This is a genomic window from Sphingopyxis sp. BSN-002, from assembly GCF_022024275.1.
Lineage (GTDB): Bacteria > Pseudomonadota > Alphaproteobacteria > Sphingomonadales > Sphingomonadaceae > Sphingopyxis.
Genome location: NZ_CP091804.1, coordinates 68,174 through 90,542, shown reverse-complemented (window position 1 = coordinate 90,542; position 22,369 = coordinate 68,174). Strand labels below are relative to the sequence as shown.

Genomic DNA, 22,369 nt, shown 5'->3' with positions numbered 1-22,369 from the left:
CTCAAGCGCCTTCCCGGGCGCCCTCACCCTATCGCCGAATCCGCCGCTGTGAAGGTCAGAATGTGACGCGCGCGCCCAGCCAGAGCGTGCGCGGGGTCGCGCGCTCGACGATCCCCGCCGAAGAGATGGCCGCGGGGACCAGCTCGTTGGTCAGATTTTCGCCCCGCGCCTCGACGGTGATGCCCTCGGAGAAGCGCCACGATAGTCCGGCATCGAGCGTCAGCGCATCGTCGAGTTCGAGGAGGCCGAGGTCGTCCTCATTCTGTTTGCCCATATAGCGCAGCGTCGCAAAGCCGCCCAGCGGTCCGCTGCTGTTGCTGCGCAGCGAGATGCTGCCGGCATGTTTGGCGATCTGCGCAGGGCGGCGGTCGTCGAGCGCCAGCGCCGCGCCCGAGGCATCGACCTTGGCATCGGTATAGGCATAAGTCGCGCGCAGCGTTGCAAAGCTCCATCGATGCTCGGCGCTCAGTTCGATCCCTTTGCTGTCGATCGCGTCGAGATTCTGCCGCTGGTTGAGGTTCGGCGCGAGCGTCACATTGGCGATCGCATTCGACAGATGGTTCGCGAACAGCGTCACCGACAGCTTGGTATCATCGGGTGCCCAGTCCGCTCCGATCTCTCCGCCCCATAGCCGCTCCGGTTCCAGCGCCTCGTTCGCGGTCGTGACCTCGGCACCGACACGGAAAGGGCGGTAAAGTTCGTTGAGCGTTGGCAGGCGCCAGCCGCGATAGGCGGCGGCGCGGAGCGAGAAGGCGTCCGATCTCCACCGTACACCCGCGCGGCCGCTTCCCTCCCAGCCGTCGCGCGAGGCGAAGCCAAGATTGGTGATCACCGACCCGCCGATATTGCGTTCGAGCCGATAGCCCTGCCCAAGCGACCAATGGTCAAGGCGGCCGCTCAGTGTCCAGAGGAAGTCATAATCCGCATCGCCCGACGTCCATTCGGCAAAGGCGCCGACGGTATCACTGCTACCGCCCGCGATACGGTGGCGGCCCGGGACAACGCCGGTGAACAGGAAATCCTCCTCGGTGCGGCCGACCGTTCGCCGCCAGTCGAGGCCAACGCGCAGCGGGTTTTCGCCATCGACTCTGGGGCGCACTTCGACGCGGGCTCCCAGCCCCGTCGCGGGGACACGCTGGAACAGGGCAGGCACGACGCTGTTCCGCCCCGCCGCGACGCTGGCGAAGCCGCTGTCGAAATCGCGAAGCTGGATATAGGCAAGCGCAAGCCACTGCGTCGCGCCATAGGGATCGTGGACAAAGCGGACGCTTGCGTCGGCGCCGTCGACCTTGCTCGTCGTGAAATCGGTGCCGCGGTCGCGCCGGTCCGAAAAGCCGCGCACGCTCGCTTCAACGCGGCTGTTGTCGCCGGCATCGAAGCGCAGGCGCAGCCCGAGCCCGCCCTGCTCATAAGGTGCCGGGCGATCGACGCTGCCACGCTGCCCTTCGGCAACCGGAACAAACCCGTCACCCCGGCTGTAGCGGCCGTCAACGGCGATCTGGCCGTCTCCAAGCATGCCGCCCGCCGACCCGGAAATGTCCCAGCTATCGCGGCTGCCATAGGCGGCGCTTGTTTCGACGCCATAAGTCATCGTCGAATAAAGCCCGATGGTTCCCGCCAGCGCGCCGGGGCCGTCGATGCCGCTCCCACCGCCGCGCGTCACGATGATGCCGCCGAGATTGATCGCGTCGTAAGCCGACCAGGCGACCCAGCCGCCGAACGGGTCGGCCTGCGGCACGCCGTCGAGCGTCACCAGCGCGCGGCTCGACGCATTGCCGCCAAGACCGCGGAGCGTGACGCCCTGGCTGGTCGGGTGAGCGCTGCGACCGTCGGAACGGCGGAACTGGACCAGCCCGGCTTCGTCGCGCAGGCGGTTTTCGACACGCGCACCAAGGCCGGGTTGCAAATCCGTCAGGATTGCGCTGCCCTGGACCAGGTCACCGTCATTGTGCTGAAGCAGGCCGCCGCGAACCACGATGTCATAGGGACTACGCAGGATGCCCGGATCGGCCGTCGTCCAGTCGATATCGCCCTCGTAATCGACCTGCGCCATCGCCGTTGCCGGCAATGCCAGCGCCGAAACCCCGACCAGCAGCCGGATCACGCGGGCTTCACCGCATCGGGATGCGCCTTTTTAAAGGCTTCCAGTTCCATGCACGCCGCATCGATTGCGACCAGACGCGGATAGCTGTCGAGCGGCACCTCGAAACGCCGCGCATTGTACATCTGCGGTACGAGGCAGCAGTCGGCGATCCCCGGCGCGTCGCCGCCGAGATATTGACCCTCGCCCGCCATCGCCTCGAGCGCGTCGAAGCCCTGCCATATCCATTCGTGGATCCAGCGATCCTTGGTGATCTCGTTGAGACCCAGATTGTTGGTGAGATATTTGAGCACGCGCAGATTGTTGAGCGGGTGGATATCGCTCGCGATCACCTGCGCCTGCGCCAGCGCGACCGCGCGCGGCATCGGCTCATCGGGAATCAGCCGCCGTTCGGGATAGGCGCGGTCGAGCCAGTCGATGATCGCCATACTCTGGATGATCGTCTCGCCGTCGGCGACGAGCATTGGCACGAAGCCTTGCGCGTTTTGCGCGAGATAGGCGTCGCTCTTCTGCTCGCCCGCGATCAGGCTGATCTCGACGCGCTCGTAATCGAGCCCTTTCAGATTGAGCGCGATGCGGACGCGGAAGCTGGCCGACGAGCGGAAATAATCGTGGAGAACGAGCGCGGTCATGAAGCAGGCTTCTGCCTGTCCTTCGGCATCTCCGCAATCCATTGCCGCAGCAGCGCGGCGCCTTCCTTGTGCACCGTCGAACGCCCGAGTTCGGGCATCGCGATACCCGGGTCGAGACTTTCGAGACGATAGATCAGGAAGCTGTGGTCGGGGTCGCCGGGCGCAATGGCGAAATCCATACCGCCGCTGCCCCTGCCCGCCGCGGTCGGCCGCTTTTCGATACCGTAATTGACCGTCACGGTATCGGTCCAGCGCAGGAACAGCCCGCTGTTCGATGCGCTGCCTTCGGGATTGTGGCAATGCGAACAATTGACCGCGAGATAGGCGCGCGCGCGATCCTGCAGCGATCCGCTCTTCGGATCGTCCCACTTCGGCATCGGCGCGATGCGCATGGCCGGGAAAGAGAAGAAGCGCGAGGAATCGGCGCCGAACTCCAGATTGTTCGCCTTGGGTCCGATCGGCACGATCTCGCCCTTCAGGCTGTGGCATTCCTTGCACTGGTTCTTGTTCGGCACCGCATAGTTGATGCTGTGCGACACGCCGTCGGGGCTCTTGAACGTCACCGGAATGCGCCGTCCCGCGATCGCCAGCGAAGCGTCCTTGCCGTCGGCGTCCCATATGTACGGTAGCGCGACCCAGCCGCTTGCACGGCGGATCAGCAGCCGCGTCTCGACGGGCTTTCCGCCGTTCCAGTCGGGCCAGCCGAAGCTTTTGACGATCACCGTTCCGACCGGAAAGCCCGGGACGCCGTCGCGGCCGATCGGGGCATTGGTTCCCGGCGGCATCCAGACTGCACGATGCTTTTCGGCATAGTCGCTGAATAGCGGCGTATGCAGGCTATAGGGCAGCAATGCCGAGAGCGGCTCGCTCGTCCCCGCGCGAAACAGCCCGAACGCCGACAGCTTCGCCGGCATCGTGGTGCCGTCGATCACCGACTGGTCGGGCATCGGCTCCGACACCGCCGAAGCGCCGCTGGCGCAGAGCAGCGCGGCGAGAAGCGCCGCGGCAAGCCGTCTCACTTGACCTTCGCCTCCATGCTCGCCGGAAGCCGGATTTCGGGCAGCGCCGCCGGCAGCGTCGCCTTCGACAGGTCCGCGGGCTGCGGCTTCGCTTCGCTGCGCGGCGTCTTCACGTCGGGCAGGCCGAGCGATAGCACGCCTACCTTGTCGAGCACCACCGCATCGCCCGCGCCGTCCCACAGCACCGGCGGCAGCGATCCGCCCAGCGCGGCGGCGATCTGGTCGCCCCCCTCGAACGCCGGGGCATAGCCCGCCTTGCCATGTTCGTTGTCGCGCACGACGATCGCCCTCGGCAGCGGCTGATATTTCGCATCCTCATAGGGATAGCGGTAGCCGACGATCATCACGTTGGCGGTGCCGTTGCTCTCCATCACATTGTCGAACACCTCGACATTGCGGTTCGCCATCACCAGCACGCCGGTGCCGGTCGGCACGCTCGCGACGATATTGCCCTTCGGCGCGAAATTCGGGGTGCTGTTGTCCCTGATCTCGTTGCTGAACACGCGGACATTGTGACCGCCCTGTTGCGGCAGGCTGGGCAGGTCGAAGACCAGGATGCCGCCGGTGTTGCGCGTCGCGATATTGTCGTGGACGTCGGCGTCGAAGCTGTTCTCGATCTCGATTCCGGCGACATTTTCCTGCGCAATCGAATCGCGCACGACGATGTTCTTCGACTGGCCGACGTAAATGCCGGCATCCGACGCCCCGCGCACGAAGACGCTGTCGATCAGCACGTCGGTGCTTTCGACCGGATAGACGCCGTAGGCACCGTTCGTCGCCTTCGGCCCCGCGGTCCATTCGACGCGCAGCTTGTGATAGACGATGCGGTCGGCGCCCTTCGACTTGATCCCGTCGCCCTTCGTGTTGATTACCGCGAAACCCGTCAGCAGCACATCGTCCGAGGTGACGAGCAGCCCCTCGCCTGCCCCTTGCTGGCCCGAGAAGTCGAGGATCGAGCCTTTCTCGTCGGTGCCTGCGCCGCGGACCGTGACGTTCGCCACATCGAGCGACAGCCCGTCGGTCAGCTTCCACGTCCCCGCGCCCAGTTCGACCGTGTCGCCGGGTTCGGCAAGGATCAGCGCTTCCTGCAGCTTTTCATTGGCGTCGGGCGTTCCTGCACTGACGCTGATCGTCTTCGCCGCCGCCGGATGGGCAGCACAGGCTGCGAGGATGCAAAGCGTTGCCGCGTGGCGAAGGCTGTGGAATCGCATAAGTCTCTCCCTTGTTTTCACGCCAGCATGCGGCAAGACTTGACGGATGCCAAGCGTGTTGCTGACATGCGTGTAGCTAATAAACCGGGGAGTGGTCGCAGTGTATATGAGAATGGGACTGGCGCTTGTCGCCATGATGGCCGTGTCGGCATCCGCCGCCGCGCCCGCGTCGATTACGGGTCGCTGGAAGACCGACGACGGCAAGGGAATCGTCGTCATGGCGCCGTGCGGAACGAAGATGTGCGGCAAGATCGAGCGATTGCTGATCAAGCAGCCGGCGGGCGGCCAGCGCGACGAGCGCAACCCCGACAAGGCGAAGCGCACCCGACAGGTTGCCGGGCTGCAGATCTACTGGGACCTCGCGCCGAACGGCGACGGCTGGAAGGGCGAAGGCTACAGCCCGGAGGACGGCCGCTATTACACGGCGCACCTCCGCGTGAAGGGCAACAAGCTGACGATGAAAGGCTGCGTCGCGGTCTTCTGCCGCACCGTCACCTGGACCCGGATGGCCTAGCGCCCATCAGGGCGCGTCGCCCAATATCCAGTCGACCCCCGCCGCGACATGAATGCGCGTCGTGTCATAGATCGGCAGGATGTTGGCGTCGGGGTCGACGATCATCACCAGTTCGGTGCAGGCGAGGACCAGCGCCTGCACGTCCTGCTTCGCGATGTCGGTGATGAAGGTGCGCATCGTGCGGCGCGAATTCTCGCTCGCCTTGCCCTGCATCAACTCGTCATAGATGATGTTGTCGATCGCCTCGGCGCGGCCGGCATCATAGGGCGCGAGCGTCAGGCCGTGGCGGACGAGGCGCTGACGGAACCAGGGTTCGGTCATCACATTGCGCGTGCCGATCACCGCCGCCGACTTGATCCCGTCGGCCTTCATCTTCTCGCCCGTTTCGTCGACGATGTGGAGCAGCGGGATCGAAATCGCCGCCGCGACATCCTCGGCAACCTTGTGCATCGAGTTCGCGGCGATCATCAGCGCGGTCGCGCCGGCATCCTCGAGCCGCCTGGCCGAAGCGATCAGCACCTCTTTCGCATGCGCCCATTGTTCGGGGGTCGAAATGCGCGACAGCTCGCAATAGTTCAGGCTCTCGAGCAGGATCGGCGCCGAACAGGACGTCCCGATCCGCTTCTGCACCCCCTTGTTGAGGTGCCGGTAATAAAGCTCGGTCGAGGCCCAGCTCATGCCTCCGATCAGGCCGATTTTACGCATATGATCACTTCCCCGGTTCAGGATTTTCATCGGCCTTACCGGCAAGAGGGAGCGCGGTCGAGGCACTGCTTGACCATAAGCGCCGAATATCGTTCATCTGTGTCCGGGAGCGGGCGACGTGCCCGCGGGAACAGGGAGAGTGGCCGATGGATCCGATACGCAGGTGGGGCTGGATCTATTTCGGCATACTCGTGCTGGTCGTGGTCGTCGGATATATTCCCGCATTCGAGGATGCCGACGGCAATCTCTTCGGCCTGTTCAAGCTCGACCTCTATGACGATGCGCTCCACCTCGCCTCCGGCCTGTGGGGCGGGATCGCGGCCTGGCATTCGCGCCGCGCCGCCGAGCAATATTTCCGGGTCTTCGGCCCGCTCTATTTCCTCGACGGCGTCCTCGGGCTCTTCACCGGCATGGGTTACCTTGATGGCGGCATCTTCCTTTACGGCCCGATCGACCTGCCGCTGACGACGCGCTTCTTTGCCAACCTGCCGCACCTGATCCTCGGCGGCTGGGCGGCCTATGTCGGCTATGCGATGGCGCGGAAGCCCGCGTGACCGACAAGAAGAAGCGGCGGTTCAAAAAGCGCTATGCGCTGACGCTGCTGACGTTCGCGCTGATCCTCTGCCCGATCCTGTATATCGAACTCGGCTGCAGCCCTTCGGCGCCGACGGCAGCAGGCTACAAGCCGCTGCTCGCCAGCAAGGCCGACCGGCGGCCGGAGGCGCGCACCTTGCTCACCTATCCCGAATGGCACATCGTCTATTCGGCCGAGAGCCTTGGCCGCCATCTTCGGGACAAGCCACCGAGCGGCTATCGCTATTTCCGCGACATCGGCAGCTTCTGGTCGAGCTATTGCGCGCTCAATCAGGCGGCGGATCCGGGCGACGCGGGTGATGCGAAGATCATGCTCTATACGATCGGGATCAGCTTCAGCGCCGAAATGGGCGTGAAGGCCGCATGGGAAAATACCATCGGCCGCCTGTTCGAGGCGATCGGCGGCTACAGGAGCCCCGAGGATCGCTACGCCGCCGGCGTGCAGCAGCGCTATGGCGCCTTCATGCACGAAACCCCCTGGTATCGCTTCCCCTTCGGACAGGCGTTCACCGGCCTCTGGAGCAGCGACTTCGGCGGCGTGCGCGGCATAGAGCGACGCGTTGCACTCAGCCTCGAATATGGCGTCAAGACGGGCTATGCGAAGCTCATCGGCTGGGCGAGCGGTACGACGCTGGGCGCCGACGAGGTGCGCATGCGCCTTGTTCTTGCGGCCACCCCGGCGCAGGTCGCCGCCATCGACCCGCGCCTGAAAATCCTGTCGAGCGGCGCGAACGGCACCGTCGTCGATGCGCCGCGCTATGCGCAATTCACCGACCTTGCACAGAAGATCGCCGCAGCAGGTATCGCGTTCCGCGAGATCGCCGGCAACGACGATATCTTCATCACTATCCTTGCCCCGGCTTCGACCCCGGCGGGCAAGCCGCTCCTGTCGATGAAGCTCGGCGATCGGCCGGGATGGGAGCGGCGCGGCTATATGGTGAAGGTTCCCGCCCTGTCCGCCACGCTCGCCGCGCTCCCCGCCGAGGGGGCGACGCTCGAACATATCTACGACTATTGATGAAGCGGACGCTGTCCGGCGCGATCATCGCCCTGCTCGCATGGACAGCGATCATGCTCGCCATGCCGTTCGTCGGACCGGCGGGGCGGCAGGTCGCCGTCGTCGGCAACACCGGCCGCGCGCTGACGACGATCGCCGACGCGGGCGGGCGCGTCGTCGCAGTGCGCAAAAATGCCGTGATCGCGGTCGCAGGCAATGGCCATGGCTTCGTCTGGCGACTCTACCGCAAGGGCGCTCCGCTCGTGATCGAGGGGCGGATCGCCGCCGCCTGCTTCCCGCTCGCCAGGGTCAGGACCCATTAATTCCACGTTCGAGGCGTCGAAATGGCGAAGATATCGGGCCTGGGCGGGTGCAGCGGGTAGCCTCGCTACCCGCAAGACCGCGCGGGCCCGAGATCGAAGCCATTTCGGCGTCCCTTCGGGATTTGCCCGATTTTGCCCATGGCTTCGTCGGAAAGGTTTGAAATATATTCATATTCCTTCACCTCTCCTCCTCGCCCTGAGCAAAATCGCCCCAAACCTCGAACGCGGAATTAATGGGTCCTGACCCTAGGCCTTAGGCGCGTAGCGGTCGTACCAGCTGTTGCGGAACAGTCCCTCGGGATCCCATTTCCTTTTTTCGGCAACGAAAGCGCCGAACTCGGGATAGGAACGGCGAAGCTGCGCGCCGCTATAATGAAGCTGGTACGGCAGGAAAAATCGCCCGCCGTGCTTCGCGGTCAGGTCGATCAGTTCGCGCGTCAGGCTTTCCATTTCGGCATTGCCCGCCGCATCGGTCGGCTGGTTGATGTAGAGCACGACCGAAAACGCCCGCTCGGGCGCATAGCTCAGCGCATTATCCTCCTTCTCGACCGCCCGGATCGACGCGTTGAGAAGGTTCGTCTTGTGCCGTTTGAACACCCCCCGCATGTCCTCGACGAACGGCAGCAACGCGGCGCGCGGCACGAAATATTCGTGCAATATGTCGGTTTCGTCGCGGAGGTTGTTGTACAGATAGGGTACCGAGTCATGCATCGGATCGTTGCGCGATACCAGGCACGCCTCACCGTCCTGCATCGCCTGCGCTCGCGTCACGGTGCAGCTTTCGATGCGATGCTCGATATTCTTCTCGCTCCACCATTTCAGCGATTTGAGCCAGTTCGCGCGCTTCGACATGTTGACCGTCAGACGGCGGAGCTTCACCGATCCGACCTCCGCCAGCGGCGCGCGCTCCATCCCGCTTTCGTCGGGTACCTTTGAATAGCTGTAGACGAGTGCCTCATCGAGCAGATTGCCCGGTGCGGTCGACAGGTGCGTATAGGTCAGCCCGACATCAGGATCGGCCTCCAGCGCGGCGAAGGTCTTCGGGAAATCCTTCGTCGCAATCACCGCCCGCGCCGAACGGTAGATGTCGTTCGGAACGACGTCGAGCGTCGCTTCGGTGACGATCCCGAACAGCCCGTATCCGCCCACGACATGGCGGAACAGCTCCGGATTCTCTTCGCGCGACGCGGTGACGACGCGGCCGTCGGCCAGCATGACGCGCAGCGAGCGGATCGACCCCATCAGCGCACCCGCACGGTGATCCATGCCATGCGCATTGACCGCGATCGAGCCGCCGACGGTGAAGACGTCGGTCGACTGCATCGCCTTGACGGCGAATTCGGGATGAATCCTGTTCTGGATATCGTGCCAGCGCGCGCCCGCGCCGACGGTGATCGTCCGCGCCGCGCGGTCGAGCCGGATCGCATTCATCCGCCGCATGTCGATGACGACACCGCCCCTGGCGAACGCCTGCCCGCCCATGCTGTGTTTCGCGCCCGCAGGCGTTACCGGCAGCCTGTTCGCGCGTGCATAGTCCAGTGCGTCGGCCAGCCCGGCCTCGTCCGTCGGCGCGACGATCCCGCGGATCGCGGTGCGGTTGAGGCAGCTTTCGTCGTTGATCGTGCCGCCCGCCTGCGTCCATTCGGGCGCCTTCGTGGTCGGCACGGCGTCCGCGCCGCCGCGGTAGATCGTGGCCGATACCGGCCCGCAGTCCTTGTCGCCCTCCGGATCGGCGGCAAGCGGCGCGGCCCAGATCACGCCGCCGGTCACCGAAGCGGCTGCGACGCCGCCGACCACCCAACGCTTTTTGACCACGGGCCGCGCGTTCCTGCCGGGACCGTTAGTGCCCGCTGCCGCTCAGCGCCTTGACGATGTCGTCGGCCATCTTCTTCGCATCGCCGAGCAGCATCATCGTATTGTCCATATAGAAGACGTCGTTGTCGACGCCGGCATAGCCGACCCCGCCCATCGAACGCTTCACGAACAGCACGGTCTTGGCGTTGGCGACGTCGAGAATCGGCATGCCATAAATCGGCGAACTCTTGTCGGTCTTCGCCGCAGGGTTGGTCACGTCGTTCGCGCCGATGACGAACGCGACGTCGGCCTGCGAAAATTCGCCGTTGATGTCTTCCAGCTCGAACACCTCGTCATAGGGAACGTTCGCCTCGGCGAGCAGCACGTTCATATGACCAGGCATACGGCCCGCGACCGGATGGATCGCATATTTGACGTTCACGCCTTCCTTCTTCAGCTGGTCGGCCATTTCGCGCAGCGCGTGCTGCGCCTGTGCGACCGCCATGCCATAGCCGGGGACGATGATGACATTCTCGGCCTGGCTCATCAGGAACGCCGCGTCGTCGGCGCTGCCGGGTTTCCACGGCCGCTGTTCCTTGGCGCCGCCGCCGGCACCCGCTTCGGCATCGGCGCCGAACCCGCCCGCGATCACGCTGATGAAGCTGCGGTTCATGGCGCGGCACATGATGTACGACAGGATCGCACCCGACGAGCCGACGAGCGCGCCGGTGATGATCATCGCGGTGTTGTGCAGCGTGAAGCCCATCGCCGCCGCCGCCCAGCCCGAATAGCTGTTCAGCATCGACACGACAACCGGCATGTCGGCACCGCCGATCGGGATGATCAGCAGGAAGCCGATCGCGAAGCTGAGGCCCGTGATCGTCCAGAACACCCACGGCGACTGGTCCTGGGTAAAATAGGCGGTCAGGCCGATGATCGCCGCGAGCGTGCCGAGATTGATGATGTGCCGCCCGGGCAGCATGATCGGCGAGCCCGACATGTTGCCGTTGAGCTTCAGGAAAGCGATGACTGAGCCCGAGAAGGTGATCGCACCGATCGCGATCCCCAGACCCATTTCGACGCGGCTGACCACGTGAATCTGCCCCGCAGCGTCGGCAATCCCGAAAGCGCCGGGGTTGAGATAGGCAGCCGCCGCCACGGCAACCGCGGCGAGGCCGACGAGGCTGTGAAAGGCCGCGACAAGCTGCGGCATCGCGGTCATGGCGATCCTGCGCGCCATCACGATGCCGATCACGGCACCGATCCCGATCGCGACGAGAATCTCGACAAGACTGACCGTGTCGAGCACGCCGTCGGCGCCCATGGGCGCATGGGTCAGCAGCGTGGTGACGACCGCGATCGTCATGCCGATCATGCCGAAGCGGTTGCCGCTTTGCGCCGTCGCCGGGCTCGACAGGCCGCGCAGGGCAAGGATGAAGAGGATGCCGGACACCAGATAGGCGACCGCAGCGAAGGGATTTACCGCGCCTTCGCCGCCGGTGGCGGCGGAGAGAATGGCCTGGATATCCATCTCAGCGCTCCTTCTTCTTGTACATCGCGAGCATGCGCGACGTCACGGCAAAGCCGCCGAAGATATTGATGCTGGCCATGACGACGGCCGCGAGCCCGAGCCATTTCGAGGTGGCCGAACCCGCCGCGGCGCTGGCGATCAGCGCGCCGACGATGATGACCGACGAAATCGCGTTGGTGACGCTCATCAGCGGCGTGTGCAGCGCCGGGGTCACCGACCAGACGACGAAATAGCCGACGAAACAGGCCAGAAGGAAAATCGAGAAAATCGAGATAAAGTCCACGGTCGGCTCCCCTGCTGATTCCGCTTGGCGCACCTCTTGCCGTGCGCAAGGGGGCGTGTCGACTCCAAAGCTGCAAGGGAAAAGGGCGCGGACATCCGAAACGCCGGAAATCCACGCCCTTCGCGAAACTATATTGCGTACGCCCTCACATTTTGGGGAGCAGCACCGCATCGACGACATGGATCACGCCGTTCGACTGGTTGACGTCGGCCTGCGTCACGACCGCCTTGTTGCCGCTCGCGCTGGTCAGCAGGATATCGCCGCCGCTCTTCGTGACGGTCAAATCCTGCCCGTCGGCCGTCTTGAGCACAGCGGCGCCCTTGCCCTCGGCGATCTTCGCCTCGAGGTCGGCTGCGGTGAGCTTGCCCGGAACGACATGATATTTGAGGACGCCGGCCAGCACCTCTTTCTGCGCCGGACGCATCCAGCCGTCGCGTGTGACCGCCGGAACCTGTGCGAAGGCCTCGTCGGTGGGGGCAAAGACGGTGAAGGGACCGGTACCCGACAGCGTCGCGACCAGATCGGCCTGCCGGATTGCGGCGACGAGCTGCTTGTGAATCGGCGAGGCAGAGGCGTTTTCGACGATGGTCTTTGTCGGCAGCATGTCGGCGCCACCAACCTGCGGATTGCTGCTCGCGGTGATGACATCCCCCGTCGATGTCGCGCCGGTTTCGGTCTTCGGCGGCTCGGGAGCCTTGTTGCAGCCGGCGAGCGCGAGGCCCGCGACAAGCGCGGTGGTGAGCAGCATTTTCTTCATGATCGATTCTCCGTGGGCGAATGGCATTGCCGCGGACTCATCGAACCCGCGGGGCACCCGCTTCGGAACGCGCCCTGCGACGCGAAAGTTTCAGAAGAAAGACAGCGGCGGCCGGGCTCAGCCCAGCAGCCGCTCGTTCACGACCTTGCCGCCCTGAGTCAGGCGCACGGCATTGCCGATTTCCTCGTCGAGCACCGGCTTGCCCGCTTCCTTGTCCCAGAAGGCGGACAGGAAGTTGAACAGGTTACGGCTGAACAGCGCGCTCGTGTCGGCGGGCATCAGCGCGGCGATATTCTTCGCGCCGATCACAGTGACGCCGTGAATCCGCTTCGCTTCGCCCGAAACCGAACCCTCGACATTGCCGCCGCTTTCGGCCGCCATGTCGACGATCACGCTGCCGCTGCGCATCGTCGCGAGCTGTGCGTCCGAAATGAGCCGCGGCGCGGGGCGTCCCGGGATCAGCGCGGTGGTGATGACGATATCCTGCTTGGCGATATGCCCCGATACCAGCTCGGCCTGCGCCTTCTGATATTCCTCGGACATTTCGGTGGCATAGCCGCCCGCGCCTTCGCCCTCGATCCCAGCGACACTCTCGACGAAGATCGGCTTGGCGCCGAGCGACATGATCTGTTCCTTGGTCGCGGCACGCACGTCGGTCGCGCTGACCTGCGCGCCGAGACGGCGGGCCGTCGCGATCGCCTGCAGCCCCGCGACGCCGACGCCCATCACGAACGCCTTGGCGGCGCTGACGGTGCCCGCGGCGGTCATCATCATCGGGAAAGCGCGGCCATAGGCGTTCGCCGCCATCAGCACCGCCTTGTAGCCCGCGAGATTCGCCTGGCTCGACAGGATGTCCATCGACTGCGCGCGCGTGATGCGCGGCATGAATTCCATTGCCAGCGCCTCGAGTCCCAGCTTCGCATAGTCGTCGACACGCGCGCGTTCGCCGAACGGGTTGAGCCCGGCGGCCAGCCAGGCGCCGTCGGCAAAGCCCTTCAGGCTCTTGGGATCGGGGCCCTGGATGCCGAGGATGATGTTCGCACCCTTCAGCACATCGGCGCGGCTGGCGACACTCGCCCCCGCAGCGGCATAGTCGGCGTCGGCGATCGAAGCCGATTCCCCTGCCCCCGATTCAATGGCAACTTCGGCGCCCAGCCCGATGAATTTCTTCACGGTTTCCGGGGTCGCGGCGACGCGGGTCTCGCCAGCGGCGAGCTCCTTCAGGACGGCGATGCGCATGCCGGAGGGCCGGTCAGGAGATCAGAAGGACGACGATGGCCGCTACGATCACGGTGATGATCGTACCGACCTTGAAGAGGCTGATGAAACCTGCATAGGTTTCGTTCGCTGCCTTCATTTCCTGTTCCGCCATGACCTGTCCCCTTTGCCTGTGCCCCGAAGCGCGCGCCCGCGCGCCCAGAATCGGGCTTCGGGGAGGTCTTAGACACGCCTTGCGCCATGCTCAAGTGCCGCTTTGGTCAAAAGCGGCGCGGGGAGCCGCAAAAGTGGAATGGCCTTAATCGCCCCTTTACCCCTTATCGGTACATCCATCCGATACCGCGGAACACGGCGACCAGAGCGCCGCCAGAGGGGCAGAATCGGGAAGATGGCGAACGCGCGCGACACGCGAACAGTGATGATCGTCGACAGCGAGCCGGCACAGCAGCGCTTTTTGTCGGCGCTGGTGTCGCGTGGCGGCTGGCGCAGCGTCGTCGCAGCCGATACCGATACCGCGCTTGCCAAGCTTGGCACGCAGGAAGGCATGGCGCTCGACGCGGTGCTCGTCGATCAGGGTACGCCCGGGATGGACATCGCCGAGTTCGTCGCCGAACTGCGCCGCTGGCGCCCCGCACTGCCGCTGATCGTCATCACGATGCGCAACGGGGTCGAGGTCGCGGTCGCCGCGATGCGCGCCGGCGCGAGCGATTTCGTCCAGAAACCGATCGCCCCGGACCGCCTGCTCGAAGCCCTCGACCGCATCGTCTCGCAGGGCGGCCCGCAGGGCGAGCTCCGCCCGCTCACCGAGAAGCTCCGTGCGCCGCTGGCGTTCGAGGAAATCATCGGGTCGAGCCCCAATTTCCGCAGCGCGCTCGCCATCGCCGCGAAGGCCGCGCGCGCGCGCGTGCCGGTGATGATCAACGGCAAGCCCGGCACCGGCAAGGAAGTCTTCGCCCGCGCGATCCACAGCGCCAGCCCGCGTGCCCGCGGCCAGCTCGTCATGGTCGACTGCTCGGCGGTATCGCCGGGGCTGATCGGCTCGGGCCTCTTCGGTCACGAACGCGGCGCCTTTCCCGGCGCCTTCGACCGTCAGGTCGGTCGTCTTGTCCAGGCCGACGGCGGCAGCATCATCATCGACCATGTCGAATGCATCCCGCTCGAGACGCAGGCCAAGCTCGTCGAATTCCTGAATTCGGGCGAAGTCCAGATGATCGGCGGTTCGATCCGCCAGAGCGTCGACGTCCGCATCATCGCGACCAGCGCCAGCCCGCTCGACAAGCTGATCGAGGCCGGCCATTTCCGCGAGGATCTCTATTACGCGCTCTCGACCGCGCAATTCACCCTGCCCTCGCTGTCCGAACGCCGCGGCGACGTCGGCCCGCTCGCGCGCCATTTGCTCGCGCGCATCGGCGGCCTGCCGGGCATGGGCCCGATCGGCGTCACCGACGATGCGCTGCGCCTGCTTGCGGCTTACGCGTGGCCGGGCAATGTCCGCCAGCTGCAGGACGTGCTGTTCCGCGCTGCGACCGCGAGCAAGACCGACGTGCTCACCAGCGCCGACTTCAAAGCGATCGAGGCCGCGCTCGGCGGCGGCACGCCCGGCGGCAGCGACGATGTCGCGATCAATGGCGAGGCGATCGGCGTCACGCTCTATCTGCCCGACGGCAATCTGCGTCCGCTCGAGGAAATCGAGGCCGACGTCATCCGCCTCGCGATCGGCCACTACCGCGGCCGCATGAGCGAAGTCGCCCGCCGCCTCGGCATCGGCCGTTCGACGCTCTACCGCAAATTGAGCGATCTCGGGATCGATACGGCCGCTTAAGCCGTCAGCGCGGCGTCCCGAAGGCCGCGCCACACCCGCAGCGCCTGCCGGTTCTCCGCAATGTCATGCACGCGCAGCAATTGCGCGCCTTGCGTCGCCGCCTGATAATGCAGCGCGACGCTGCCGCCCAGTCGCTGGTCGGCGGGCGCTTCATTGTCGAGTGCGCCGATCATCCGCTTGCGGCTCGCGCCGAACAGGATCGGGCAGCCGAGCGTGTGGAACAGCGCGAGGCCATTGATCAGCGCCAGATTGTCGGCAACGCCCTTGCCGAAACCGAGGCCCGGATCGACGATGATCTTCGCAGGATCGATTCCCGCCGCCGTGCATGCCGCGATCCGCTCTGCGAGCATGTCATAAACGTCGAACAGCGGATGCACATAGCCGCCGCCCTCGTGCGGATCGCTCTTCGCCGACGGCGCATGCATCAGGACGACCGGGCAGCCCGCGCGGACCACGACCTCCATCGCGCGCTCGTCATAACGAAGCGCCGAGATGTCGTTGACGATCGTCGCGCCCGCTGCGAGCGCGGCCTCCATGACGCCCGCCTTGCGCGTGTCGATCGACACCGCGACGCCGCCGCGTGCGAGCGAAGACACGACGCTTTCGATCCGGTCGATCTCGTCGCCTTCCCAGACGAGCGGTGCGCCGGGACGCGTCGATTCCCCGCCGACATCGACGATCGCCGCGCCCGCCGACGCGAGCGCGAAACCGGCCTCGCTGGCGGCTGCCCTGTCGACATGCTTGCCGCCGTCCGAAAAACTGTCGGGCGTGACGTTGAGGATGCCCATCAGCTGCGGCTCGTTCAGCCGCACGATACGCTCGCCGAGCTGCAAGCTGCCGCGCGGCCGCGCCACAGCCGCCCGCTGCGCCTTCGCCGCCTCGGCAAGCCCGTCGGGCATCGCCGCAATCCAGCTGTCCAGTTCGGGAACCGGTACGATCGCCGATTTGATGCTGTCGTTATCGCGCAGGCTGACGTGCCAGGCCGCGAACCAGACCATCGTGTCGGCGATGCGCAGGCAGTCGTCGTCGAGTTCATGCGGCCGGTCGACGAAGCACGCCGGGCGGCAATAGACGCGGGCGTCCTCCCACGTCTTGCCGAGATCAGACCTGGTCAGCGGCTGGAACATCAGGCCTCGTTCGCCAGCAGCCAGTCCTGTCGCACCGCGTCGATCACGCGCAATTCCTTGCCGGTGTCGACGTGCCAGAAGGTCCAGCCGTTGCAGCTCGGCGCGCCCTGTACGCCCGCGCCGACCTTGTGGATCGAGCCCGCGGGCTGGCCCTCGCATTCGAGGCTGCCGTCGACGCGCACCTTCGCCTTCCAGCGGCGCTTGCTGTCGGTCAGCACCGTTCCCGGCGCGATCAGTCCGCCCTCGACCAGCGTACCGAAGGCGACGCGCGTCGCGGCCTGCGGCGCCATCATCGTCTTTACCGCGCTTTCGTCGAGCGGCAGCGCCATCTCGATGCGCTCCAGCGCGGCTTCGATATAGTCGTCCTCGCGTTCGATGCCGATGAAATGGCGGCCGAGCCGTTTCGCGACCGCGCCCGTCGTCCCGGTCCCGAAGAAGGGATCGAGCACGACGTCGCCGGGGTTCGAGCAGGCGAGCAGGATGCGATAGAGCAGGGCCTCGGGCTTCTGCGTCGGGTGAACCTTGGTCCCGCCCTTCTTAAGCCGCTCCTGACCGCCGCAGATCGGGATCAGCCAGTCACTGCGCATCTGAAGCTCGTCGTTCAGTGTCTTCATCGCGCGATAGTTGAACGTGTATTTCGCCTTCTCGCCCATCGACGCCCAGATCAGCGTCTCGTGCGCGTTGGTGAAGCGCGTGCCCTTGAAATTGGGCATCGGGTTCGCCTTGCGCCACACGATGTCGTTGAGGATCCAGTAGCCATTGTCCTGCAGCGCGGTGCCGACGCGGAAGATATTGTGATAGCTGCCGATCACCCAGATGCTGCCGCCCGGCTTCAGGATGCGCTTCGCTTCCTTGAGCCATGCATGGGTGAAGCGGTCATAGGTCGCGAGGCTGTCGAACTTGTCCCATTCGTCGTTGACCGCGTCGACCTGGCTGCCATCGGGGCGATGCAGGTCGCCGCCGAGCTGGAGGTTGTACGGCGGATCGGCGAAGATCATGTCGACCGACGCGGCGGGCAGCGAGCGCATCATTTCGACGCAATCGCCCTGCAGGATGCTGTCGAGCGGCAGGTCCGCCGGCGCCGCCTTGGGCGCACGCTGCTTCGCCGCGGGCGCCTTGACCCGTTCCATCACACCCATGTTTCGCCCCTGTCCAAATCCGAAAGAAGCCCCTGATGAGTCCGGCGGAGTCCGCCGTCAAGCCACGGATTCTAGGGATTCCCGGTGTCATAATGGTTAACGCGACGAGAACGAAACGAGTCTGCCACGACATATGGAGTCTGTGGCGAATCGGGGACTCAACCACTGGTGGTGTGGCCCGCAGGACTCACTTGCGAATTTTTTTCCTCTCCCGCCTGCGGGAGAGGGATGCGGAGACTTGCGAGCTTGCTCGCTAGTCGCAGCTGGGTGAGGGTGACAATCTTTCAGGCGAGCGGCGACGCCCCACCCTCATCCAACTTCACCTAGCGCCTTCGGCGCAAGGCTTCGTATCCTTCTCCCGCCAGCGGGAGAAGGATTACAGCCCCGGATCGACCCCGGTCAGGTCGATCGAACGCTTCCACAGCTCGCGCGCCGCCTTCGGATCGCGTGCCGCCATCGTCGAGCGCGCCGGACCCGACTTCCCCGATATCTCGCCCAGCCCCTGCGGCCCCAGATAGTCGCCGCCCTGCACGTTCGCGCCGGTCGCCGCCTGCAGGGTCGGCCAGGCGCCCTGCGCCGCGCTGTTGAAGAAAGGCGCCGCCAGCGGGGTCATCGTCCGGAACGGCAGCGGCAGGTGCCGCGTCAGTTCGGTGAGCGCGACGCCCGGATGACAGCCGATCGCCTGCGTCGCGCGGCCCGCCGCGCTCAACTGCCGGTCGAGTTCGTACATGAAGAGCAGGTTCGCCAGCTTGCTCGTCTGGTAGCGCGCCCAGTTGTGATAGCTGCGGCTGGCATCCAGATCGCTGTAGTCCATCGTCCCGCTCTTGTGCGCGATGCTGGCGGTGACGACGATGCGGTCGTCGACATGCGGATGGATCAGGCCGGTAAAGGCGAAGGTCCCCAGATGATTGACCCCGAACTGCAGCTCATATCCTTGCTTGGTCAGCGTCTTCGGCGGAATCATGACACCGGCATTGTTGATCAGCACATCGATCCGCGGCCCCTCGATCACCGCCTTCGCGGCCTCGCGCACCTGATCGATATCGGCAAGGTCGAGCGACTGGAACGACAGCTCGGCATTCGGCACGTCGACGCGGATGCGGTTTGCCGCCGCTTCGGCGCGGCTTTCGTCGCGGCAGGCCAGCACGACATGCGCCCCGCGTGCCGCCAGCACCTTCGCCGTTTCGAAGCCCAGCCCCGCGTTGGCGCCGGTGACGAGGAAGCGTCGTCCGGTCTGCTGCGCAACGTCATCGGCCGTGAATCCGCTGCGCATCGCCTTCTCCTGTCGTCAGATCAGTGCCAGCTGCGCGACGGGTGCGAAGCTGGTGCGGTGATGCGGCGTCGGTCCATGCTTGCGCAGCGCCGCGAGATGTCGGGCCGTCCCATAGCCCATATTCGTCTCCCAGCCAAAGCCGGGATAATCGCGCGCCGCGCCGACCATGAATCGGTCGCGATGCTCCTTCGCAAGAATGCTCGCCGCCGAGATGCACGGATGCAGCGCATCGCCGCCGACGATCGCGCGCGCCGTGTAGCGCCATTTGGGCAGGCGGTTGCCATCGACCAGCACCTCGTGCGGATCGAAACCCAGCGCCTCGACCGCGCGTGTCATCGCGAGGAAGGTCGCCTGCAGGATGTTGATGCTGTCGATCTCGGCGACACTCGCCTCGCCGACGCCCCAGCGGCAGCGTGCCTTGATCTCGATCTCCAGCTCGCCGCGACGCTTCGCCGTCAATTTCTTGCTGTCATCGAGCCCGGCGATGCCGCCCTCGCACAGCAGCACGGCTGCGGCGACCACCGGCCCCGCGAGCGGTCCGCGACCGGCTTCGTCGACCCCGACGGTCAGATACGCCACGGCGGATACCTTCGATACTCGCCAGCCTGATAGAGACACAGGCGATTGCCCGCGGGATCGGCAAGCCGCGCCTCGCGCCAGCCCCACCCCTCGTCCTTCGGCATTTGTTCGAACTGCACCCCGCGCCGCGCAAGATAGGCGACCCACGCGTCGAGCGCGCCGCTCTCCAGATAGGTCGTCGCGCCGCCCGCCGTCCCGTCGCCAACATGGATCGACAGCGTCACGCCGTTCGCTGCCTCGAAGCGCGCATAGCCGTTGTCGGGGCTGTCGACGATCTGCGTCAGGCCGAGCTGCTTGTAGAAGGCCACCGACACCGCATAATCGTTCGCGGGCAGCGTGATCTGGTTGAGCGCCGGGCCGGTGAACAGCCCGTCGTTGCGCACCATCTGCTGCCCCATCGGGCCGTGCCCGCTGCCCAGTCCCGGTGCATCGAGCAGCGCCAGCCGCACGAAATCGCGCGCGCGCGCCGCCGCGGGTTCGAGCGGCATGCCCTGCGCCAGCCCCGTCGCGATCGCGCTCGCGAGCGTGCAGCCGGTGCCGTGGGTGCTCGTCGTGTCGATCCGGGGTGCTTCCCAGCGCGCGACTTCGCCCTCGCCCGTTTCGTACAGGCGGTCGATCACCGTCTCGCCCTCGGCATGACCGCCCTTTACGAGCAACGAACAGCCGTGCGCGAGCACCGCCTCTTCGCCGCCCAGCGCCTCGAGTTCGGGCAGGTTCGGGGTCGCGACCATCGCGCGATCGAGCAGCGCCTTGAACGCCGCGATCGTCGCGTCATCGGCAAGGACCGACCCGCTCGTCGCGACCATTACCGGGTCGAACACCACCGCCGCCTGCGCAAGGTCGGGCTGCGTCAGCCGCTCGGCGACCGCCGCAGCGGTTTCCGCGCTGCCGATCATCCCGATCTTCACCGCATCGACGCCGATATCGGCAACGACGCTGTCGATCTGGGCGATCACCATGTCGGTCGGGATCGGGTGAACGCCCTGCACCCCCGTCGTGTTCTGCGCCGTGATCGCCGTAATTGCGGTCATCGCATGGCCGCCGAGCATCGTCACCGCCTTGATGTCGGCCTGGATACCCGCACCGCCCCCGCTGTCGGAGCCGGCGATAATCAGGACGCGTGCAATCAACGCTTGAACTTTCGCTCCGTCGACGCGGGGAATTTATGCAGCGCCGCGCCTTCGCGCAGCGGCCGGTCGAGCAGGTCGCCGCCGCAATTCGGGCAGCGCTCGTCGAGCTTGTCGGCGCAATCGGCGCAGAAGGTGCACTCGAACGAGCAGATGAAGGCGCCGTGGATGTCCGCGGGCAGATCGCGGCCGCATTTTTCGCAATCGGGACGCATCTCAAGCATATCTATTCTCCTGCCGCGACGCGCACTGCGTCGCAGATCATGTCGACAATCTGGTTTACCTGTCCGGCATCATCGCCCTCGGCCATGACGCGGATCACGGGTTCGGTGCCCGACGCGCGGATGACCAGGCGCCCGCGCCCGGCGAGCGCGGCTTCGCCCTCGGCGATCGCGGCCTGGACATTTGCGTTTTCGAGCGGCTTGCCGCCCGCGAAACGGACATTCTTCAAAAGCTGCGGCACCGGATCGAACTGGTGCAGCAATTCGCTCGCCGGCTTCCCCGCGGTCACCAGCTCGGCAAGCACCTGCAGCGCCGCGAGCGTGCCGTCGCCGGTCGTCGCATGGTCCGACAGGATCATGTGCCCCGACTGTTCGCCGCCGACATTGAAGCCGCCGCTCTTCATCCGTTCGAGAACATAACGGTCGCCGACCTTGGTGCGTTCGAGTCGCAACCCCTCGCCTTCGAGGAAGCGTTCGAGCCCCAGGTTCGACATCACCGTCGCGACGACGCCGCCGCCTTTCAGCAGGCCCTGCCGCGCCCAGCTCGCACCAATCAGCCCCATGATCTGGTCGCCGTCGACGATCGCGCCCTTTTCATCGACTACGATCAGCCGGTCGGCGTCGCCGTCGAGCGCAATGCCGATGTCGGCGCCGCTCGCGACGACGGTTTCCTGCAACAGCGCGGGCGCGGTCGATCCGCATTTGTCGTTGATATTGGTGCCGTTCGGGGTGACCCCGACCGCGACGACGTCGGCGCCCAGCTCCCAGAACACCGTCGGCGCGCTGTTGTACGCAGCACCATTGGCGCAATCGAGCACGATCTTGAGGCCGTCGAGGCGAACGGACTCGGGCAGGCTCTGCTTCACCGCGTGGATATAGCGGCCGCGCGCATCCTCGATACGCTTGGCGCGGCCGATCAGCGCGGGCTCGGCAAGCCGCGGCGCCTGGTCGAGCAGGCTTTCGATCTGCAGCTCGTCCTCGTCGGACAGCTTGTACCCGTCGGGACCGAACAGCTTGATGCCATTGTCGAGAAACGGATTGTGGCTCGCCGAGATCATGACGCCGAGGTCGGCGCGCATCGAGCGCGTCAGCATCGCGACCGCGGGGGTCGGCATCGGCCCGACCTGCACGACGTCCATCCCGACGCTGGTGAATCCGGCGACGAGTGCGTTTTCAAGCATATAGCCTGACAATCGCGTGTCCTTGCCGATGACGACACGGTGCTTGTGATCGCCGCGCAGGAAATGCGCCCCCGCCGCCATGCCGACCCGCATCGCCGTCTCCGCGGTCATCGGAGCCTTGTTGGTCAGCCCGCGAATCCCGTCGGTTCCGAAAAACTTGCGCATATGCCCTCTGCTACCTAATCCGGGGGGCAGGACAAGAGCCCACCCCGCACATCGGA

23 protein-coding genes are annotated in these 22,369 nt (G+C 65.7%); 5 read left to right on the top strand and 18 right to left on the bottom strand.

Annotated features, from left to right (window positions below; all coding sequences use genetic code 11):
* Positions 1–55 precede the first annotated feature (55 nt).
* Genes L7H23_RS00415 through L7H23_RS00400 form a run of 4 tightly spaced genes read right to left on the bottom strand, consistent with a single transcriptional unit; the run spans position 56 to position 4,963 of the window.
* Positions 56–2,104 carry a TonB-dependent receptor gene (locus L7H23_RS00415; RefSeq protein ID WP_237837403.1) on the bottom strand — a complete coding sequence of 683 codons (2,049 nt, stop codon included), beginning with the start codon at positions 2,102–2,104 and terminating at the stop codon, positions 56–58.
* The gene (gene maiA, locus L7H23_RS00410; RefSeq protein WP_237837402.1) at positions 2,101–2,733 is read right to left on the bottom strand and encodes a maleylacetoacetate isomerase; all 633 of its coding nucleotides are present in this window, start codon (positions 2,731–2,733) and stop codon (positions 2,101–2,103) included. The genes L7H23_RS00415 and maiA overlap by 4 nt, the downstream gene beginning before the upstream one ends.
* Positions 2,730–3,752, bottom strand: coding sequence for an SO2930 family diheme c-type cytochrome (locus L7H23_RS00405; protein ID WP_237837401.1), 1,023 nt, complete (start codon positions 3,750–3,752; stop codon positions 2,730–2,732). Before L7H23_RS00405 ends, maiA begins: the two co-directional genes overlap by 4 nt.
* Positions 3,749–4,963 (bottom strand): parallel beta-helix domain-containing protein, encoded by a 1,215-nt coding sequence (locus L7H23_RS00400; RefSeq protein ID WP_237837400.1) that lies wholly within the window; start codon positions 4,961–4,963, stop codon positions 3,749–3,751. The genes L7H23_RS00405 and L7H23_RS00400 overlap by 4 nt, the downstream gene beginning before the upstream one ends.
* A gap of 106 nt (positions 4,964–5,069) precedes the next feature.
* On the opposite strand from L7H23_RS00400, the gene L7H23_RS00395 reads away from it, so the two are divergent.
* On the top strand, positions 5,070–5,477 hold the full coding sequence (locus L7H23_RS00395; RefSeq protein WP_237837399.1) for a DUF2147 domain-containing protein: 408 nt from the start codon (positions 5,070–5,072) through the stop codon (positions 5,475–5,477).
* A 6-nt stretch (positions 5,478–5,483) separates the two neighbouring features.
* Here the strand turns inward: L7H23_RS00395 and L7H23_RS00390 are convergent, their stop codons facing one another.
* Positions 5,484–6,182, bottom strand: coding sequence for an amino acid racemase (locus tag L7H23_RS00390; protein WP_237837398.1), 699 nt, complete (start codon positions 6,180–6,182; stop codon positions 5,484–5,486).
* A gap of 146 nt (positions 6,183–6,328) precedes the next feature.
* On the opposite strand from L7H23_RS00390, the gene L7H23_RS00385 reads away from it, so the two are divergent.
* The 3 genes from L7H23_RS00385 to L7H23_RS00375 are packed head-to-tail and all read left to right on the top strand — an operon-like array spanning position 6,329 to position 8,096.
* Positions 6,329–6,736: a DUF4383 domain-containing protein gene (locus L7H23_RS00385; RefSeq protein WP_237837397.1), complete on the top strand. Its 408-nt coding sequence runs from the start codon at positions 6,329–6,331 to the stop codon at positions 6,734–6,736.
* A complete protein-coding gene (locus L7H23_RS00380; RefSeq protein ID WP_237837396.1) occupies positions 6,733–7,794 on the top strand; it encodes a hypothetical protein in 1,062 nt (353 codons plus the stop codon). Before L7H23_RS00385 ends, L7H23_RS00380 begins: the two co-directional genes overlap by 4 nt.
* Positions 7,794–8,096: a hypothetical protein gene (locus L7H23_RS00375; protein ID WP_237837395.1), complete on the top strand. Its 303-nt coding sequence runs from the start codon at positions 7,794–7,796 to the stop codon at positions 8,094–8,096. Before L7H23_RS00380 ends, L7H23_RS00375 begins: the two co-directional genes overlap by 1 nt.
* A 246-nt stretch (positions 8,097–8,342) precedes the next feature.
* On the opposite strand, the gene L7H23_RS00370 is transcribed toward L7H23_RS00375, so the two are convergent.
* The 6 genes from L7H23_RS00370 to L7H23_RS00345 all read right to left on the bottom strand — a co-directional run bounded on the left by L7H23_RS00370 (position 8,343) and on the right by L7H23_RS00345 (position 13,833).
* The gene (locus tag L7H23_RS00370) at positions 8,343–9,911 is read right to left on the bottom strand and encodes an FAD-binding oxidoreductase (RefSeq protein WP_237837394.1); all 1,569 of its coding nucleotides are present in this window, start codon (positions 9,909–9,911) and stop codon (positions 8,343–8,345) included.
* A 25-nt stretch (positions 9,912–9,936) separates the two neighbouring features.
* Positions 9,937–11,421: an NAD(P)(+) transhydrogenase (Re/Si-specific) subunit beta gene (locus L7H23_RS00365; RefSeq protein WP_237837393.1), complete on the bottom strand. Its 1,485-nt coding sequence runs from the start codon at positions 11,419–11,421 to the stop codon at positions 9,937–9,939.
* Position 11,422: 1 nt separating this feature from the next.
* On the bottom strand, positions 11,423–11,704 hold the full coding sequence (locus L7H23_RS00360) for a proton-translocating transhydrogenase family protein (protein WP_237837392.1): 282 nt from the start codon (positions 11,702–11,704) through the stop codon (positions 11,423–11,425).
* Positions 11,705–11,849: 145 nt separating this feature from the next.
* Positions 11,850–12,461, bottom strand: coding sequence for a fasciclin domain-containing protein (locus L7H23_RS00355; protein WP_237837391.1), 612 nt, complete (start codon positions 12,459–12,461; stop codon positions 11,850–11,852).
* Between the two features lie 117 nt (positions 12,462–12,578).
* Positions 12,579–13,700 carry an NAD(P) transhydrogenase subunit alpha gene (locus tag L7H23_RS00350; protein WP_237837390.1) on the bottom strand — a complete coding sequence of 374 codons (1,122 nt, stop codon included), beginning with the start codon at positions 13,698–13,700 and terminating at the stop codon, positions 12,579–12,581.
* A gap of 13 nt (positions 13,701–13,713) precedes the next feature.
* Positions 13,714–13,833, bottom strand: coding sequence for an aa3-type cytochrome c oxidase subunit IV (locus tag L7H23_RS00345; RefSeq protein WP_237837389.1), 120 nt, complete (start codon positions 13,831–13,833; stop codon positions 13,714–13,716).
* Positions 13,834–14,067: 234 nt separating this feature from the next.
* Here L7H23_RS00345 and L7H23_RS00340 point away from each other — a divergent pair, with 234 nt between their 5' ends.
* Positions 14,068–15,501, top strand: coding sequence for a sigma-54 dependent transcriptional regulator (locus tag L7H23_RS00340; protein ID WP_237837388.1), 1,434 nt, complete (start codon positions 14,068–14,070; stop codon positions 15,499–15,501).
* Here the strand turns inward: L7H23_RS00340 and folP are convergent.
* The 7 genes from folP to glmM form a co-directional block, all read right to left on the bottom strand.
* A complete protein-coding gene (gene folP, locus L7H23_RS00335; RefSeq protein WP_237837387.1) occupies positions 15,498–16,628 on the bottom strand; it encodes a dihydropteroate synthase in 1,131 nt (376 codons plus the stop codon). The two genes, L7H23_RS00340 and folP, sit on opposite strands and share 4 nt — an antisense overlap.
* Positions 16,628–17,767 carry a site-specific DNA-methyltransferase gene (locus tag L7H23_RS00330; protein WP_275671215.1) on the bottom strand — a complete coding sequence of 380 codons (1,140 nt, stop codon included), beginning with the start codon at positions 17,765–17,767 and terminating at the stop codon, positions 16,628–16,630. Before L7H23_RS00330 ends, folP begins: the two co-directional genes overlap by 1 nt.
* A gap of 376 nt (positions 17,768–18,143) precedes the next feature.
* On the bottom strand, positions 18,144–19,040 hold the full coding sequence (locus L7H23_RS00325; RefSeq protein WP_237837386.1) for an oxidoreductase: 897 nt from the start codon (positions 19,038–19,040) through the stop codon (positions 18,144–18,146).
* 15 nt (positions 19,041–19,055) lie between these two features.
* Positions 19,056–19,610, bottom strand: a complete 555-nt coding sequence (locus L7H23_RS00320) for a ribonuclease HII (protein ID WP_237839294.1) — start codon at positions 19,608–19,610, stop codon at positions 19,056–19,058.
* On the bottom strand, positions 19,607–20,749 hold the full coding sequence (thiD, locus tag L7H23_RS00315) for a bifunctional hydroxymethylpyrimidine kinase/phosphomethylpyrimidine kinase (RefSeq protein ID WP_237837385.1): 1,143 nt from the start codon (positions 20,747–20,749) through the stop codon (positions 19,607–19,609). Before thiD ends, L7H23_RS00320 begins: the two co-directional genes overlap by 4 nt.
* Positions 20,746–20,970 carry a DUF1272 domain-containing protein gene (locus tag L7H23_RS00310; RefSeq protein ID WP_237837384.1) on the bottom strand — a complete coding sequence of 75 codons (225 nt, stop codon included), beginning with the start codon at positions 20,968–20,970 and terminating at the stop codon, positions 20,746–20,748. The genes thiD and L7H23_RS00310 overlap by 4 nt, the downstream gene beginning before the upstream one ends.
* Before the next feature lie 2 nt (positions 20,971–20,972).
* A complete protein-coding gene (gene glmM, locus L7H23_RS00305) occupies positions 20,973–22,313 on the bottom strand; it encodes a phosphoglucosamine mutase (protein WP_237837383.1) in 1,341 nt (446 codons plus the stop codon).
* Positions 22,314–22,369: the final 56 nt, after the last annotated feature.